Source organism: Pseudomonas sp. TSRC2-2, from assembly GCF_049897785.1.
Lineage (GTDB): Bacteria > Pseudomonadota > Gammaproteobacteria > Pseudomonadales > Pseudomonadaceae > Aquipseudomonas.
Genome location: NZ_JAFCWZ010000001.1, coordinates 475009 through 491890 on the forward strand (window position 1 = coordinate 475009; position 16882 = coordinate 491890).

Here is a 16882-nt window from a genome sequence, read left to right on the forward strand (position 1 = left end):
GCGTTTGAACATCTTTCGACTGAAACCCGCCGAGCCTTCGGCCACCGAGTCTCTGCACAGCGAAGCCCACGACTGGCTGATCCTGCTGACCTCGGGCCGCGCCACCGTCGCCGACGCCCGCGCCTTGCGTGAATGGTGCGCGCAGAGTGGCGAACACGCCCGGGCGTTCGAAGAAGCCAAGCGGCTATGGCATCACCTGCAACCGGCCGCCGAAGCGCTGCAGGGCCGACGCAGTTTCGGTCGACGGGCATTTCTCGGCGGTGCGATTGCCGCCTCCGCCGCATTCCTGCTGGTGCGCGGCACGATTCCCGGTGGCTTCGAAGGGCTGGGCGCCGACTACATCACCGAAGTCGGCCAGCAGCGCCGGGTCGAACCGGCGCAAGGCGTCAGCCTCGAACTCAACACCCAAACCCGGATCAACCAGCGCAGCGTCGAAAACGGCGTGCAGGGTTTTGAACTGGTCAGCGGCGAAGTGGAAGTGCAAACCGCACGCCTGCCGCTGGCGATGCAGGCCGGAGCAGGGTGGTTGCGCGCCAGTCAGGCGCGCTTCAACCTGCGCAACACCGACCAGCAAGTCTGCGTGACCTGCCTCGACGGCGCGGTCGACGTCGCCATCGACGGCCGTAACCTGCGCCTCGAAGCGGGCCAGCAAGTCACCTACGACGCACGGCAAATCGGCAACGTGCAAACCGTCGACACCGCCGCCGTGATGAACTGGCGCCAACAAGTGCTGGTGTTCAATGGCGCGACCCTCAGCCAGATGATCGACGAAATCAACCGCTACCGCCCCGGCATGCTCCTGCTGCTTAATCGCGAACTCGGCCAACGCCGCGTCCAGGCGCGCTTCAACCTCGACCAACTCGCCGGCGTCGCCCTGCTGATCCGCGATGCCTACGGCGTCAAATGCACCGAACTGCCCGGCGGCGTGGTCGTCCTCAGCTAACCAAAGCCCACCGCAATCCCAATGTAGGAGCCGCCGAAGGCTGCGATCTCTTGATCTTGCTCCTGCTTGCTGTGGGAGCGGGCCTGCTCGCGATGACGGTCTCGCAGACAACCAATCCACTGACCCACCACCTATCCACTGTGGGAGCGGGCTTGCTCGCGAATGCGGTCTATCCATAACCACAATTTCAACTGACCCACCGCATTCGCGAGCAAGCCCGGTCCCACAAAGTTACGTGGCCACCGATATCAATCCACCAATCCAATTACCTGCCGATACCGCTCAACCCCCTGCGCCGTCTGCCGGCTCAAGCGAATCTCCAAACCCAACGGATCCTCCCGCCGATTGCCACTCAGTTGCCGCCAACCCTTGTCCACCTCCCAAACCCGCACCTGCACATCACTCAGCTCACTCAACACCGCCACCCCATTCCCAGGCGCCGGCAACGGATAGCGACTGCGCGCCTCAGCCACCGCCCGATACAACGTGTCGCCCTTGACCCACCACCGAACCCGTTGCAACGCCCCCGGCTGATCCGCCGCGCTGCGAATAATGTCCAGCCGAAACCCCTTGCTGTCACTGCTACGCACCGTCACCGCCGGCGGCGCAGTCGGCGCCTCATCCTCAGCCCCAACCTTGCGCGGCTCGCTCAACTCCACCCCGGCGCGCATGTCCACATCGCGCTGCAACTGATTCAACACCCGCAACAACCCATCGCTCTGCTCACTGCTGGCCTGCAAATGGCTGTCCGCCCGCGTCACACTGTCCAGCCCGCGCCAGGCAATCAGACTCACCACCGCCATCAGCAGTATCGCGACCATCACCTCAATCAGAGTGAACCCTTGCTGAGTGTTCATTGAATACTGATCCGCCCAGTGCCATCGCGCAGCACACTCAGCCGATTGGCCCCATCAGACAAAATCAGCCGCAACGGCGGATTGATCCACTCGGCATTCAGCACCACCGTCTGCCGGGGCTCCACACGCACCTCGACCTTCGGGCTCTGCCACGCACGCGGGCGCAACTGCGCATCCTCCTTGAACGACTCAAACCCTTCGCCATCATCCCCACGCCGCCCAAAGCGAAACCCCTTGGCATCCGCCACCCACACAATCGGCCGCCCATCCGCGCGAGCCTCGGCCTGCGCCACCTGCAGCAACTGCGCAACCCGCTCGGCATCCTTGCGCAACAACTGCAACGGATCGGGCCTGATACTCAGGCTGATCGCCGCACTGGCAATCCCGATGATCACCAGCACCACCATCAACTCGATCAATGTAAAACCTTGCTGCCTGCTCATCACCCGCGCGCTCCTTGGCGTCCCACCCCATCGTGCCCGGCGAACATGTAAGGCATGTGAAATAAAACGGAGAGAATTGCCGCGTAGGCTGGCAACAGGGACAACAAGGAGCGACAACCCATGAAATTCACCGCACGGATTACCCCGGCGCAAACCGTCCAGGCCTTGGCGCTGCTCGCCGCCCTGGTGGGCGTCGCGACGTGGTCGTCGCTGCTGCTGACCTCGGCGGAATCGCACACGCCAGCGGCGACACCGCAGGTGCTGGCGGCGAGGAGTGATAGCCCGGCGTTGCAGTGGTTCTCCAACGAGACCGCGCCGGTGGATATCAAGGTGAGTGGAGTGATCGCGGGCGGGAGCGGGACGGTGGCGATATTGAGTTTGAACGATGGCGCGCCGAGGAGTTTTTTGGTGGGGGAGAAGGTTGGGGTTGGGGTGAAGTTGGTGGGGGTTGAGGGGGATGGTGTGGTGATTGAGCGGGGTGGGGAGAGGGTGAGGTTGGGGGTTGAGAGGTTGGGGGAGGGGGTGGAGATGCCGAGGCTGATCCGGCCGGAATTGTAGAGTGGGGAAATAGGGACAACCCCGAGCTCTTGGCGTTTGCTTTTACCCAAAAACCAACAACTGAGTTTGTCCGCTATCGGCCAATAGCTGCCTCTCATTTCAGCAGCAATGGGCAGGTGAAGACTGCATCTTATGACTGAGTACGGGTGCAATTCAGAGGGGGCATTTCTTCATTGAGAGCCGTAGTCGTTGCCATTCATTCCAGCAGTCCTCGGCGACTAAGTCCCGGAACCCACGTTCGTTCTCCATATCCAGGGCGACGTCGAATGGAACTGCAACACACGTCGCGTGATCACGAATTTTGAGTGCCTCGGACTCTGTAAGTGGGGAGCCTTTGTTCGTTTCGGCGCTTTGCAAAGCCACCGAAAGCGCCGGAATGAATACAACGCAAAGCTGTTCCGTCATCTGTTGCTTGCCTCAATTGTGCGAGAAGGCCGAAAGATTACGCTGGTCGCTTAATCACGGCTATTGGCCAGAAGCTGCCTCCCAGGCAGCGAACCGTGAATGGTCACTCGTCAAACAAGGTCCAGCCATGACAAATGCCGGCAAAGTCTTTTGCCGTAAAAAATAATGTCAGTTCCTTTGGGTCAAATTCTTTGTAGAGCCAATGCCCAGGAATGGGGCCTCTCGTTATCGCGTATTCCAAGCGGTATTTTTGAACAGGTCCAAAACCGAAGGATCGTGAATTCAACTCAAACCTGTCACCTCTGTTGAGCGCCCATAGCTTTTCAACAAGGCAGTCATCAAGCACCACCTCTCCCGCTACCTCAATCAGATACTTTGAATGAAGTTTCTGTTGAAGCCTAACGCTTCTGGCCATGCATCAACCTACCTATGAACAGTCCGAGCATCGGCGCAATAATACTTGAACATGATGACGACCGCTTTGGGTTGGAAAAAAGTGCGTTGAGCGTCCGCTTTTGGCCGATAGCAGCCGTTTGCACGCGTGAAAGTAAGCTCAACAGGCCGACGCGGGAAGAATCTGCCCCGCCCAATGTGGCGCGATTGCTCCTAGTAAACACAAGCGTTTAAAAAGACATCTCCAGTCACTGTCCCAGGCTACAGATCCTTGCGCCTTTGCCTACAGCTACGCCAGAATCCGCCGGCTTGTGCGCCTAGGGGGCGGGTTCTATTGTGGTGCGGTCGCTGACGAATCAGCGATCGGGTTTCGCAGCCCGGATCAATCAAGGCGCACAGCGCTCCAGTTCGTTGTCATTTTTGGCAATGGTGCTTTATGGCGGCTGTGCGCGGGATACCTTCGGGTATGCCGGGTTCCTTGATTCCCGGTCTGCGAACCTGCGTACAGCTGCCACCTCTCTTCGTTTCGCAGCGAAACGTGGCGGCTTCAATAATCAAGGAGCTTCACCATGATCAAACCAACACCCAACCCGCCCGAAACAGATCCCACGTCTCCCTACGAATCCCTCGATTCCAACAAACTCCACGAAGCCGCTGACCGCGCGCTCGATCATTACCTGTCGCCAAACAATCTCCTGCCTCCGCCACGTAAGGCGCGGGGGATGTATGCGGTGACGGCGGATACCAAGAATGAAGAACTGCTGGCTGATGCGAGTGAAACGCTTGCTTCGGCGAAGACGATTGCTCAGGACATTTCCAGTTTGCTGCCAGCGCCGCAGCGTCGGGCGTTGTTGGGGGTTGCTCAACTGATCATGCTGGGGGAGCTGGCGGTGAATCGGGTTATGGATAATTTGGAGGTGGCGGGGTGAGGTAGATGTCTGTGGGCGCCAGAAAGATGATTTGTTATCAGGGCTGGCGCTTTCGCGAGCAAGTTCGCTCCCACAGGGTTTTATGCTGATTGCAGATGTTGTGTACGACGCTGACACCTGTGGGAGCAAACATTGGCGACGGATCTATTTTCTGCCCCACCCAGTGCCGCCATAAAACATTGATGATTTGAGCGCGACGTCTGTAAGTCAGAAAGCCGGATTTTCCCTACAACGGACACCGATCCGTCCTGCATTCAAACCTGAGTCCGTTCGCCAAAGTCCTGCCTTTTCAGAACGGGACACGGATGTGACCAGACTCATCCCGCTAAGCGAGTTCCATGGGCAGCGAGAGCAGATCCTCGATGCCTACGAAGCCATGGAGCAGTTCCGACAGGCATTGAATCGTCCGGACGACTTGCCCGGATTCGACGACTTGTTAAACGCCATGGGCCTGCACCGTAACAACTACATGCAAGGCGCAAATGAGCGAAAACTCATCGATGCTGTGCGTAACGGTGATTGGGCACTGGTGAAGCCGCGCATGGCTACAGACAACGGCGGCGCCTCCTGGAATGCCTTCAACCCCAAACCCGAGGCGCCTCCTGCACAACACTTGGTGGAGGAACACGCCTACACCTTGCCGCAACCGGCTGAATCGGGTTTTCACATCGTTCAGAAACCCATAACGCTAGCGGCGCTTGAACGGGAGTTGTACGAAATCAGTCCCGGCGACTCACTGCGTCGCGAATTCCGTTCACTCAATCGACATCTCGGTGAGCGGGTCAAGCCTGGGCAAATGGTCTTGTTCAGCGACTCACGCAACTACATGTGCCGACGCGAAGAAGCACAAATGATGGCCGCTGCGGAGAAGGTGAACGAGGCGTTGAAAGATCTTTCGGATGAAGAAGCTTCGTTCATGGTTGAGCATCATGAGGTCATTGAGCCGTTTCTGGAGGTGTCGGCAGGCACATTGGGCGTTGCGTCATTCATGATCGGGCAGCATCTGGAAGGGTTGAAAAACACCCTCAAAGCGTTGGAGCAACTGCATCAGCAGCAATACACCCAACATCGCCATCTGCATTCGCCGGAGTTCTTTGCCAAACGCAAACGTCTGATGGTGAAACTGGATGCCAGCCTTGGGCCGCTGGTACGCAAAGGTTCCGGTCTGCCAGATCATCCAAAACTCAAACGTGCACTGGGATTGTCCACCCGCCGAATTGTTCACCGGTGGGGTAAAGCAGGTGCACCGGCACAACTGCCCGGATATGCGACGAACATTGCGGGCGTTGCCAGAGCAGCGAAGTTCATGAAGGGAGGTGGTTATCTCGGCATAGGTCTGCAACTGGGCGCATCCAGCTCAAAAATCTACGAGGTCTGCGCGTCCGACCGCGAGGCGGAATGCAGGCAAGTGAGGTTTGTCGAGGGAGGGAAAATGGTCGGCGGTACCGCTGGAGCTCTTGCTGGTGGATATATCGGGGGGAAAGTAGGTTTGGCGGTATGTGCGAAATTGAAAGGAATGGGAAAACTTGTGTGTGTGCTTGTGGTCGGTGCGGCAGGTTCCGTGGAGACAGGAACAAAGATGACAGAGCTAGGAGAGTTAGTGGGACAAGAAATTCATGAGTATTCCGAGTAATGGAAATCACCAGCACAGTATTTGCCTGGGCATGTGGGGTGCAAATCTTGATGGGCGTGATCAACTGCGCAATGATTTTTTATGCCGTTTATACAAAACTCGATGCTCTGGAAAAACACTTTACTGAGTGGCTGTACCTATCCATGGACTGTGGTTCGTCAGGGGGAAGTTTTTACTCGAGAACTCAGCGGATGACCGCTGTCAGTCGGTTGATTACATCAAAGAGTATCCAACGGCAGGAACCCTTGCTGATCGACGCCGTTCAACGCCTTCCCAGAGGACTCAGGTTCTGGGCGACGAGTCCATTTCATGTCGGCTATTTCGTGTGCGGCGGGACGTCACTGCTTTGGCTGTATGGGAAATACAGAGGTTTTTTGTAGGATCAGGTTAGTTTGATGGTTCGACGTTTCGGGAGAATCAGGGCGATTGGTTTTCCGGGCGGCTTAGCAACGTCTCAAGCCTGGCCAACGGCGGCGCATCCTGGTTGCGGTCGAATACTTGAATTCCAACCTTGAGGAGTCGCCCGTTCTCTGCGCTGGCGATCACCTGTTCGCAGCGCAACATAAGCCGTCCTTGATCACATTCAACAGCCTTCATCCCATTCGGCAATCGACCTTCCAACCGCAACTCCGCCATCCGACTCTGCGCCGCAATCAGCGCGATCGATCGATCCCGCAACAGCCCATTACTCTGCGTCATCAACCCGGCCACGCGCACGGCGGCTGACATGGCCACGGCGATGATCGCCAGTGCCACCAGCACTTCAATCAGGGTGAATCCTTCTTCTCGCGTTCGCGCGCGCATACATGGCCCAAAAGCAAAACCCAGCCCTCGACGCTAACCCCCGTCCTTGACGGCTTGACGACGAAAACACCCGAGGATTTTCAACATCCCTGACATATCTTCTTGCAACACTGCGCGTCGAATTCGGATCAAGCCAGGGAATGTCGAGATGGATATCGCACCTTTGAACACGCTCAGTCAGTCGCCGCGCATGCCGCGTAGCCAGCAGGGTTTTACCTTGATCGAGATCATGGTGGTGGTGGTGATTCTGGGGATTCTGGCGGCGATGGTGGTGCCCAAGGTGCTCGACCGGCCGGATCAGGCACGGGCGACGGCGGCGAAGCAGGATATTGGTGGGTTGATGCAGGCGTTGAAGTTGTATCGCCTCGATCACGGCACGTATCCGAGCATGAATCAGGGGCTGAAGGTGTTGGTCGAGCGACCGGCGGATGCGAAGAACAGCAACTGGCGTTCGTATCTGGAGCGTTTGCCGAATGACCCGTGGGGCCGGCCTTATCAGTACCTCAACCCGGGCGCGAATGGTGAGGTCGATATCTTTTCCCTCGGCGCCGATGGCCAGCCTGACGGCGATGGCGTGAATGCCGATATCGGTTCCTGGCAGTTGTAAGGCCGGCCGTGAACACGGGTTCGCTCAACGGGGCGAAGCAACAGGGCATGGCGATTATCAGCGCGTTGTTGATCGCCGCCGTGGTAGCGGTGATTGCGGCGGGGATGTTGACGCGCCAGAGCGTGGCGACCCGGGCGCTGGAGGCCGATCAGCAGCGGGTGCAGGGGCGTTGGCTGGCGCAGGGTGGTCTGGAGATCAGCCGGCAGTTGCTCTGGGATGCGCGCCTGCGTGATCCGTTGACCCGGCGCGATCAGCCCTGGGCGCAGCCGTTGCTGGCGGCGGGTTTTGCCGGGCGACTGGAGGACGAGCAGGGCAAGTTCAACCTGCGCAATCTGGTCGCCAACGAGCGCATCGATGAGGCGCAGGTGCAGGCGTTCGAGCGCTTGTGCGAGCTGATTGGTGTGAGTGCCGTTGTCGGCCAGCGCATTCGTCAGCGGGTGATTGCCGGTTATCCGCATTTGCTGAATGCGCAGATTGGCGCGACGGGCAAAGCCGGTTTCGACAGCGGCCGCGCGACTTCGCCGGATGCCGATCACAAACCGCCACCGCCGAAGGTGCCGATGCTGCGCACGCTGGATGATTTGCGCAGCGTCGAAGGCGTGACGGATGCGCTGATCGGCCAATTGACGCCGTACGTGACGGTGATTCCGGCGACGACGTGGATCAACGGCAACACCGCCACGGCGCAGGTGCTGGCGGCTTATGTGCCGGGGCTTTCGCTGGAGCGGGCGACGGCGTTGATTGCCGAGCGTGACGCCGGGCGCTGGTTTATCAATCGCGGCGATTTCGTGAACCGCTTGCGCATGCCGCAGCTGGAAATGAGCAGCGTCAAAGTCGGCATCACCAGCGACTGGTTTCGTTTGCGCGGTGAGGCGCGGCGCGATCAGCGGCGGGTCAGCCTCGACGCATTGCTGCACCGCAGCGAGGAGCGGCTGCCGCAGGTGATCTGGTCGCGGGTGGGCGCATGAGTCAGTTGCGCGTCGCGTTGCCGCCGTTGGCGGAGCTGGCATTGCATAGCGAAGTGAGCTGCGCCTGGCTGGATCGTCAGGGGCAGGTCAGCCGTGAGGATCGGCTCACTTTGAGTCAGTTAGGGCAACGGCCGAAGCAACCACCGCTGCTGTGTTTTCTGCATCCGGCCGACAGCCTGCTCGCCAGCATTGATCTGCCGCCGTTGCCCGCGAACAAAACGGCGGCCGCTGTGCAGTGCGCGGCGCAGGCATTGATGCTCGGCGACAGCAGCCAGATGCATATCGGCCACAGCCCTCGCGATGCGAGCGGGCGGGTGCAGATTGCCTGGGTTTCGCGACAGCATTTGCAGCGCTTAGCCGCTGTGCTCAAGCAGGCGGGGTTGAGTCTGCGCGGTTTGTATCCGGCGCCTTATAGCCTGCCGGTGCTGCCGGATGTTGTCGTGTGCATGGCGGACGGTCACGTACTCAGACGCGAGAGCTTGAACAGCGCGCAGGTTGAGCCGTTGCTCGGTGACGAAGTGGACGAGGCATCGTTCGCAGCTGACGCGACACAACGCTGGGTCGGCCCCTTGCCAAGTTGGGGTTTGCACGGTGGCCTGCAGCAAACCGCCGGTGAGCAGCGCGGCTGGGGTCGTGCTGTCGGGTGTGTGGCTTTGGCCGTGGCCGTTTGGGTGGTCGGCCTGAACCTCTACGCCGCTCGCGAAGCGCGGCAGGGCCAGCAGCTCAAGGCGCAGATGAGTCAGCGGGTGAAACAGGCGTTTCCTGAATTGCCGGTGATTCTCAACCCGCTGCAACAGGCGCGTCAGCAACTGGAGCAACGGCAAAAAGGCGCGGTCGATGACCCGGCGCAGCACTTCAATCGGCTGGTGTTGCAGGCCGGCACGGGCATGCCGTTCATGGCCGGCAGTGTCGAGCGCCTGAGTTACCGCGACGGCGCTTTGCAGCTGGCGCTGGTGAGCGATGCAAACCGTGGCGGCAACGACAAGGATTGGCAAAGCACATTGGCCCAGGCCGGCATCAGCGTGACTGCCGATGACGCAGGCTGGACCTTGCGCCCGAGCGATGAAACCACCGCCAACACCAACGATGACGACGACAGCGGAGCAGACGATGAGTAGGGCGACGCTGGCGATTTACCGTGCGCGCTGGCAGCGTTTCAGCAGCCAGTTGCAGGCGCGGTGGCAGCCGTTGGCGCTGCGCGAAAAACGCATGGTCGCCGGCATGGCGCTGGTGCTTGTCGGTCTGCTGATCTGGCTGACGCTGGTCAAGCCGCCGTTGGCCAGGATCACTTTTTGGCAGAGCGAAACGCCCAAGTTGCGCGCGCAAACCGAGGCGCTGCAAGTGCTGTTGCGTAGCGTCAACGTGCGACCGCAGGGGCAGAACGTTGGCCAGTCGTTGGAGCAAAGTCTGCAAGCGGCGGGGCTGGCCGGGCATTACCAATTACAAGCGGCGGAGGGTGGCGCGTGGCAGCTGAATGTCGACGCCGCGCCGGCCGATGCGCTGCTCGACTGGCTGCTCAGCCAGCCATCACAACTTTCTCTGCAGGTGGTCGAGGCGCAGTTGCAGCGCGCAAACGAAACCTCGACCGATGTCACCGCCGGCACATTGTCAGGCACCGTTCGCATGGATCAGGCGCAGGGCGCTAAGGAAGCTTCATGAAGGAGTCACGCTGCAAACCGGCACGTCTGGCGCTGCCGTTGTTGCTGATGGCATTGAGCGCGTGCAACAGCACCACGGTGCCGCAAAACCAGCCGCCGCTGTTGGTCGACAGTGAACTCGGCCGGCCGCTGGCCAACACCCAGCGCAGCGGCGATGCGGTGGCCGATCGCGAACGGGCGCAGGCTCAGGCGCGACCGGTGCCGAAGCAGTTGCACAACATCAGTCAGCGCGGTCGCAGTGCTGGCGCTGCGCCGGGCAATGCGACCCCGCGCAATCCGTTGGGCGAGCAACCGGTGACGCTGAATTTTGTCGAGGCGGATATTCAAGCGGTGGTGCGGGCGTTGTCGCGGGCCACCGGGCAGCAGTTTCTCGTCGATCCACGGGTCAAGGGCAATCTGACCCTGGTCTCGGAAGGCCAGGTGCCGGCTCGTCAGGCCTACGACATGCTGCTCGCGGCGTTGCGCATGCAAGGCTTCAGCGTGGTCGATGTCGGCGGCGTGGCGCAGGTGGTTCCCGAGGCCGATGCAAAACTGCTCGGCGGGCCGATCTACAGCGCCGACAAACCGGCCGGCAACGGCATGCTCACGCGCACGTTTCGCCTGCAATATGAGAACGCGGTGAACCTGATCCCGGTGCTGCGCCCGATCGTCTCGCCGAACAATCCGATCAATGCCTATCCCGGCAACAACACGGTGGTGATCACCGATTACGCCGAGAACCTCACCCGCGTCGCGCAATTGATCGAGAGCATAGACACACCGAGCGCTATCGACACCGATGTGGTGCAGATCCAGAACGGCATCGCTGCCGACATCGCGCCGATGGTGGCCGACTTGCTCGACGCGCCGGGCAATGATCCGACGCAGAAAATCGCCGTGATTGGCGACCCGCGCTCGAACACCATCATCATCCGCGCCGGCAGCCCCGAGCGTACCGAGCTGGCGCGCAACCTGATCTACAAACTCGACAACGCGCAGAGCAATCCAAGCAATCTGCATGTGGTTTACCTGCGCAACGCCCAGGCGGCGAAACTTGCGCAGGCGCTGCGTGGTTTGCTCACCGGTGAGAGTGACAGCGGCAGCAGCGACGCGGCGCGTTCGGTGCTCAGCGCGATGGGCAGCAGCACTGGCGGCAATGCCGGGCAGAACGGCCAGAGCAGCACACCGAGCACTGGCACTTCAACGACGACTGGCAGCGGCGCAACCGGCGGCAGTTATGCGCAGGGTAGTGGTGGCGGCACCGGCAGTGGCGGTACGCAGAGCAACGAACAGAACGTCGCTTTCAGCGCTGGCGGCGTGACGATTCAGGCCGACGCCACCACCAACACGCTGCTGATTTCTGCACCGGAACCGCTGTATCGCAACTTGCGTGAAGTCATCGATTTGCTTGACCAGCGTCGTGCGCAGGTGGTGATCGAGAGCCTGATCGTCGAGGTCGGCGAGGATGATGCCAGTGAATTCGGCGTGCAATGGCAGACCGGCGATCTGGGCGGCAAAGGCGTGATCGGTGGCGCCAATCTGGGGGGCGCGGGGCTCAACACGGGTGCCAAGAACAGCATCGACGTGCTGCCGCAGGGTTTGAACCTCGGTTACGTCAACGGCACCGTGGACATCCCCGGCATCGGCAAGATTCTCGATTTGAAAGTGCTGGCGCGGGCGCTGAAGAGCAAGGGCGGCACCAATGTGCTGTCGACGCCGAATCTGCTGACGCTGGACAACGAAGCGGCGAGCATTTTTGTCGGCCAGACCATCCCGTTTGTCAGCGGCAGCTACGTCACCGGCGGCGGGGGCACCAGCAACAACCCGTTCCAGACCGTGACCCGCGAAGAGGTCGGCCTCAAGCTCAACGTGCGCCCGCAGATTTCCGAGGGCGGCACGGTGAAGCTGGATATCTACCAGGAAGTCAGCAGCATCGATGAGCGTGCGTCCAACAGCGTGACCTCGGCGGGCATCGTCACCAACAAACGGGCGATCGACACCAGCATTCTGCTCGACGATGGGCAGATCATGGTGCTCGGTGGTTTGCTTCAGGACGGCTATAGCCAGAGCAATGATGCGGTGCCGTGGCTGGGCAGCCTGCCGGGTATCGGCGCGCTGTTTCGCAACGAACGCCGGGCGATCACCAAGACCAACCTGATGGTGTTCCTGCGCCCGTACATCATCCGCGACAGCGAAGCGGGGCGCAGCATCACCCTCAACCGCTACGACTTCATGCGCCGCGCGCAGGGCGGCTTGCAACCGGAACGCAGTTGGGCGATGCCGGACATGCAGGCGCCGCAATTGCCGGCATCTGCGCAAGGCGTGCCGGCGGTTTTACCCACATCAGGCCCGCGCGCAACGATCAAAGCGGTGCCCATCCAATGACGCTGACATCGCCTCTTGATTTGAAATTCGGACCTGCAGGAGCTGCCGAAGGCTGCGATCTTTTGATCTTGCTCTTCGACGGACCCAAACGGCCAGAGATCAAAAGATCGCAGCCTTCGGCAGCTCCTACAGGGAGGAGTTTGTCTTGAGTCGGTTGCCGTATGCCTGGGCCAAGGCGCAGCGCATTCTTTTGCGCGATGGCGTGTTGACCGTGTGCCCGTCAACGCCCGGCTGGTCGATCAGCGAAGTGCGTCGGCAGTTCGGCGCGACGCAGGTTGAGCGGGTGCGCGATGACGAACTCGACGGCTTGCTCGCCGCCGCGTACTCCGACACCGGCAGCGCCGCTGCGGTGGTCGGTGCTGCGGAAAACGAAGTCGACCTTGATCGGCTGATGCAGGACATGCCGGAAATCACCGACCTGCTCGACACCCAGGACGGTGCGCCGGTGATCCGCATGATCAATGCCTTGCTGACTCAGGCGGCGCGCGACGAGGCCAGCGACATTCACATCGAACCGTTCGAAACCCATTCGGTGGTGCGCTATCGCGTCGACGGCACCCTGCGCGATGTGGTGTCACCGCGCAAGGCGTTGCACGGTGCGCTGGTGTCGCGGATCAAGATCATGGCCCAGCTCGACATCGCCGAAAAACGCCTGCCGCAGGATGGTCGAATCGCGTTGCGCGTAGCGGGGCGGCCGATCGATATTCGCGTGTCGACGGTGCCGACCGGCCATGGCGAACGGGTAGTGATGCGCCTGCTCGACAAACAGGCCGGGCGCTTGCATCTGGAAACCCTCGGCATGGATGCACAGGTGCTGGCCAGACTCGATCAGCTGATCCGCCAGCCTCACGGCATTGTGCTGGTCACCGGGCCGACCGGCAGCGGCAAAACCACCAGCCTTTACGCGGCGCTGGCGCGGCTGGATGCGAGCACCAGCAACATTCTCACCGTGGAAGATCCGGTGGAATACGATTTGCCGGGGATCAGCCAGATTCAGGTCAACGCCAAGATCGACATGACCTTTGCTCTCGCGCTGCGGGCGATTTTGCGCCAGGACCCGGACATCATCATGATCGGCGAGATCCGTGATCTGGAAACCGCACAAATCGCTGTCCAGGCCTCGCTGACCGGGCACTTGGTGCTGGCGACGCTGCACACCAACGACGCCGTGTCGGCGGTCAATCGCCTGATCGACATGGGTGTTGAGCCGTTTTTGCTCGCCTCATCGATGCTAGGCGTCCTCGCGCAGCGCCTGGTGCGGCGCCTGTGCAATCAATGCAAACAGGAAGATCCGGCTACGCCCGGAACCTGGCGTCCGGTCGGTTGCCCGGCATGCAACCAAACCGGTTACAGCGGCCGCACCGGCATCCATGAATTGTTCTGCATCGACGACGACATCCGCACGCTGATTCACCAAGGGGCAGGGGAGCAGGCCTTGCGCGCGGCGGCGTCGAAAGCCGGCATGTTCAGCCTGCGCGAGGACGGTGAGCGCTGGATTCGCAGCGGCGCCACCGCCCCCGAAGAAATCCTTCGCGTGACACGGGACGCCTGATGAATCGCTATCGCTTTGAAGCGGCGGATGCCACGGGAAAAATCGAGTCCGGGCACCTTGAGGCGGACAGCCAGAGCGCGGCGTTCAGTGCCTTGCGCGGGCGCGGATTGACAGCGCTGTCGGTGCACGAGCAAAGCAATGTTGCCCGACACGGTGGCGGCGGTTTGTTCAGCGCCAGACTCTCGGACAACGACCTCGCCTGGGCCACACGCCAATTGGCGAGCCTGCTTGGTGCCAGCCTGCCGCTGGAAGCAGCGCTGAGCGCGACGGTTGAGCAGGCCGAGAAAAAGCACATCGCCCAAACCCTCAGCGCCGTGCGCGCCGACGTGCGCAGCGGCATGCGTCTGGCAGAATCGCTGGCGTCGCGGCCACGGGATTTTCCCGAGATTTACCGGGCGCTGATTGCCGCTGGCGAAGAGTCCGGCGATCTGGCCCAGGTGATGGAACGGCTGGCCGATTACATCGAGGAACGCAACAACCTGCGCGGCAAGATTCTGACCGCGTTCATCTATCCGGGCGTGGTCGGGCTGGTGTCGATCGGCATTGTGATTTTCCTGCTCAGTTACGTGGTGCCGCAGGTGGTCAGCGCGTTTTCCCAGGCGCGGCAGGATTTGCCGGGGCTGACCTTGGCGATGCTCACCGCCAGTGATTTCATTCGGGCGTGGGGTTGGTTGTGCGCGGCGCTCATGGCCGGGGCGTTCTGGAGTTGGCGTTTGTATTTGCGTAATCCGGCGGCGCGGTTGAGTTGGCATCACCGGGTGCTGAAGTTGCCTCTGTTCGGGCGTTTTATCCTGGGTTTGAACACTGCGCGATTCGCCTCGACCCTGGCGATTCTCGGCGGGGCCGGCGTGCCACTGTTGCGCGCACTGGAAGCGGCACGGCAGACGCTGTCCAACGACCGCTTGAGCCTGAGCGTCAGCGAGGCCACGGCGAAAGTGCGCGAAGGCGTCAATCTCGCCGCCGCGCTGCGGGTGGAGAATGTGTTCCCGCCGGTGCTGATTCACCTGATCGCCAGCGGCGAGAAAACCGGCTCGCTACCGCCGATGCTCGAGCGCGCGGCGCAGACGTTGTCGCGGGATATCGAACGGCGGGCAATGGGCATGACGGCGTTGCTCGAGCCGCTGATGATCGTGGTGATGGGCGGGGTGGTGCTGGTGATTGTGATGGCGGTGTTGTTGCCGATCATTGAGATCAACCAGTTGGTGCAGTAGTGGTGTACCGGGTGATTTGATGGTGTCTGGGCGGGCCTCTTCGCGAGCAAGCCCGCTCCCACAGGGGAACGCATTTTCAAATGTGGGAGCGGGCTTGCTCGCGAAGAGGTCGGTAGGGACGATAAATAATCCAGTCTTTTTTCCAAGGCTCAGGCGTCACCCGACCCTTGATTTCACCATTCTCGGGTTCTCCATTCTGTCATCTGCAACCACGCGCCAACGGCTCCAGCCCGATTCAGTCAAACCCGCGATCCAGACGCCCCGCAAGACCCCGCAAACACCCGAGAAATCCGTACAGAAATCCCCCCGCAGCTCCCGAGGTTTTTTCCTTTATCTGTCACCGGAAGCTGCGAATTTCTCCCTGCGGCTCCACTGCGGTGGACCCTCCCGGTGTCATGCAAGCCTTCCGAAACCTGTGTTCCAAACCAAGTTGAAAAGGAGATTCTTCATGTTCAAGCGCACTCTGATCGCCGCCTCACTGACCGTCGCCGCTCTGGCTTCCGCCCAGGCCATGGCCGTAACCGGTGGTGGCGCCTCGCTGCCTGCCGCGCTGTACAAAGGTTCTGCCAACAGCATCCTGCCTGCCAACTTCAGCTACGCCGTGACCGGTAGCGGCGTCGGCAAAAGCGCTTTCCTGACCAACAACGCTGCCCAGTTCAGCACCACCGGCACTGTGCACTTCGCCGCGAGCGACTCGATTCTCAGCGCTGCGGAACTGAACACCTACACCACCAACTTCGGTGCTTCTTACGGCCCGTTGATCCAGCTGCCATCGGTGGCCACTTCGGTTGCCATTCCCTATAAAAAATCCGGCCAGACCGCGCTTAACCTGACCAGCGCTCAACTGTGCGATGCGCTGTCGGGCACCAAGACTACCTGGGGCGCGCTGTTGGGTACTGCCGACACCACCGCCATCCGCGTGGTTTATCGCAGCACTTCGAGCGGCACCACCGAAATCCTCAGCCGTCACTTGAACGCGATCTGCCCGACCAAATTCGCGGTCAACACCACCTTCACCAACGCGCGTCTGCCAGCCGGTTCGACGTTGCCATCGACTTGGGTTGGCGTCGCCAACACGGCTGATGTGGCAACTGCGGTGAACGCCGTGGACGGTTCGATCGGCTATGTGGGGCCGGACGGCGTGAATGCCGCCAGCAACGCCGTGGTTGCCCGCGTCAATGGCGTCCAGCCAACCAACGCTAACGTGACGCTGGCACTGAGCACCGCAGCGCTGCCAACCGCACCGGCCAACCCGGCTCAGTGGGCGCCAGTCGTGCCTAACCCGGCCAGCGGTTACCCGATTGTGGCTTACACCAACTTCATCTTCGGCCAGTGCTACAAGGATGCTGCCGTAGCCACCGCTGTGCGCAACTTCCTGACCACCCACTACAGCAACCCAGGCAACAACGTTGCCACCGTGGCCCACAGCTTCACGCCAGTACCCAACAACTGGAAAACCGCTGTGACCGCCAACTTCATCACCAACAGCTCGGGCAACAACCTGGACATCAACAACGCCAACGCCTGCAACGGCATCGGTCGTCCTTTGTAAGCCTT

Annotated in this window: 17 protein-coding genes; 13 read left to right on the top strand and 4 right to left on the bottom strand. The window is 61.0% G+C overall.

Features of this window, described 5'->3' with window-relative positions; all coding sequences use genetic code 11:
- Positions 1-4: 4 nt before the first annotated feature.
- On the top strand, positions 5-943 hold the full coding sequence (locus ACP7D9_RS02225; protein WP_426155410.1) for a FecR family protein: 939 nt from the start codon (positions 5-7) through the stop codon (positions 941-943).
- Positions 944-1191: 248 nt separating this feature from the next.
- Here the strand turns inward: ACP7D9_RS02225 and ACP7D9_RS02230 are convergent, their stop codons facing one another.
- Positions 1192-1800 carry a prepilin-type N-terminal cleavage/methylation domain-containing protein gene (locus tag ACP7D9_RS02230; protein WP_426155412.1) on the bottom strand — a complete coding sequence of 203 codons (609 nt, stop codon included), beginning with the start codon at positions 1798-1800 and terminating at the stop codon, positions 1192-1194.
- Positions 1797-2243 carry a type II secretion system minor pseudopilin GspH gene (gene gspH / locus ACP7D9_RS02235; RefSeq protein WP_426155414.1) on the bottom strand — a complete coding sequence of 149 codons (447 nt, stop codon included), beginning with the start codon at positions 2241-2243 and terminating at the stop codon, positions 1797-1799. The genes ACP7D9_RS02230 and gspH overlap by 4 nt, the downstream gene beginning before the upstream one ends.
- Before the next feature lie 120 nt (positions 2244-2363).
- Here gspH and ACP7D9_RS02240 point away from each other — a divergent pair, with 120 nt between their 5' ends.
- Entirely contained in the window at positions 2364-2801 is a 438-nt protein-coding gene (locus ACP7D9_RS02240) for a type II secretion system protein N (protein ID WP_426155416.1), read from the top strand.
- Between the two features lie 508 nt (positions 2802-3309).
- Here ACP7D9_RS02240 and ACP7D9_RS02245 read toward each other — a convergent pair.
- The gene (locus ACP7D9_RS02245; RefSeq protein WP_125916036.1) at positions 3310-3621 is read right to left on the bottom strand and encodes a hypothetical protein; all 312 of its coding nucleotides are present in this window, start codon (positions 3619-3621) and stop codon (positions 3310-3312) included.
- Positions 3622-4168: 547 nt separating this feature from the next.
- Between ACP7D9_RS02245 and ACP7D9_RS02250 the strand changes: the two genes are divergently transcribed.
- From ACP7D9_RS02250 to ACP7D9_RS02260, 3 genes are all read left to right on the top strand, one after another.
- Positions 4169-4528, top strand: coding sequence for a DUF6124 family protein (locus ACP7D9_RS02250; protein WP_016774969.1), 360 nt, complete (start codon positions 4169-4171; stop codon positions 4526-4528).
- Positions 4529-4835: 307 nt separating this feature from the next.
- Entirely contained in the window at positions 4836-6161 is a 1326-nt protein-coding gene (locus ACP7D9_RS02255) for a hypothetical protein (RefSeq protein WP_426155418.1), read from the top strand.
- Positions 6161-6541 (top strand): hypothetical protein, encoded by a 381-nt coding sequence (locus tag ACP7D9_RS02260; protein WP_426155420.1) that lies wholly within the window; start codon positions 6161-6163, stop codon positions 6539-6541. Before ACP7D9_RS02255 ends, ACP7D9_RS02260 begins: the two co-directional genes overlap by 1 nt.
- Positions 6542-6578: 37 nt before the next feature.
- Here ACP7D9_RS02260 and gspI read toward each other — a convergent pair whose 3' ends face one another.
- The gene (gene gspI / locus ACP7D9_RS02265) at positions 6579-6965 is read right to left on the bottom strand and encodes a type II secretion system minor pseudopilin GspI (RefSeq protein ID WP_426155422.1); all 387 of its coding nucleotides are present in this window, start codon (positions 6963-6965) and stop codon (positions 6579-6581) included.
- 148 nt (positions 6966-7113) lie between these two features.
- Between gspI and gspG the strand changes: the two genes are divergently transcribed.
- The 8 genes from gspG (at position 7114) to ACP7D9_RS02305 (ending at position 16877) form a co-directional block, all read left to right on the top strand.
- Positions 7114-7572 carry a type II secretion system major pseudopilin GspG gene (gene gspG, locus ACP7D9_RS02270; protein ID WP_024013159.1) on the top strand — a complete coding sequence of 153 codons (459 nt, stop codon included), beginning with the start codon at positions 7114-7116 and terminating at the stop codon, positions 7570-7572.
- Between the two features lie 47 nt (positions 7573-7619).
- A complete protein-coding gene (gene gspK / locus ACP7D9_RS02275) occupies positions 7620-8540 on the top strand; it encodes a type II secretion system minor pseudopilin GspK (RefSeq protein WP_426155424.1) in 921 nt (306 codons plus the stop codon).
- Complete coding sequence (gspL, locus tag ACP7D9_RS02280) at positions 8537-9658, top strand: type II secretion system protein GspL (RefSeq protein WP_426155426.1); 1122 nt, start codon at positions 8537-8539, stop codon at positions 9656-9658. Before gspK ends, gspL begins: the two co-directional genes overlap by 4 nt.
- The gene (gene gspM / locus ACP7D9_RS02285; RefSeq protein ID WP_426155428.1) at positions 9651-10199 is read left to right on the top strand and encodes a type II secretion system protein GspM; all 549 of its coding nucleotides are present in this window, start codon (positions 9651-9653) and stop codon (positions 10197-10199) included. Before gspL ends, gspM begins: the two co-directional genes overlap by 8 nt.
- Positions 10196-12562, top strand: coding sequence for a type II secretion system secretin GspD (gene gspD, locus ACP7D9_RS02290; RefSeq protein ID WP_426155430.1), 2367 nt, complete (start codon positions 10196-10198; stop codon positions 12560-12562). The genes gspM and gspD overlap by 4 nt, the downstream gene beginning before the upstream one ends.
- A gap of 145 nt (positions 12563-12707) precedes the next feature.
- Entirely contained in the window at positions 12708-14114 is a 1407-nt protein-coding gene (gene gspE / locus ACP7D9_RS02295; protein WP_426155432.1) for a type II secretion system ATPase GspE, read from the top strand.
- On the top strand, positions 14114-15325 hold the full coding sequence (gspF, locus tag ACP7D9_RS02300; protein WP_223630959.1) for a type II secretion system inner membrane protein GspF: 1212 nt from the start codon (positions 14114-14116) through the stop codon (positions 15323-15325). Before gspE ends, gspF begins: the two co-directional genes overlap by 1 nt.
- A 448-nt stretch (positions 15326-15773) precedes the next feature.
- Entirely contained in the window at positions 15774-16877 is a 1104-nt protein-coding gene (locus ACP7D9_RS02305) for a substrate-binding domain-containing protein (RefSeq protein ID WP_101157133.1), read from the top strand.
- Positions 16878-16882 lie beyond the last annotated feature (5 nt).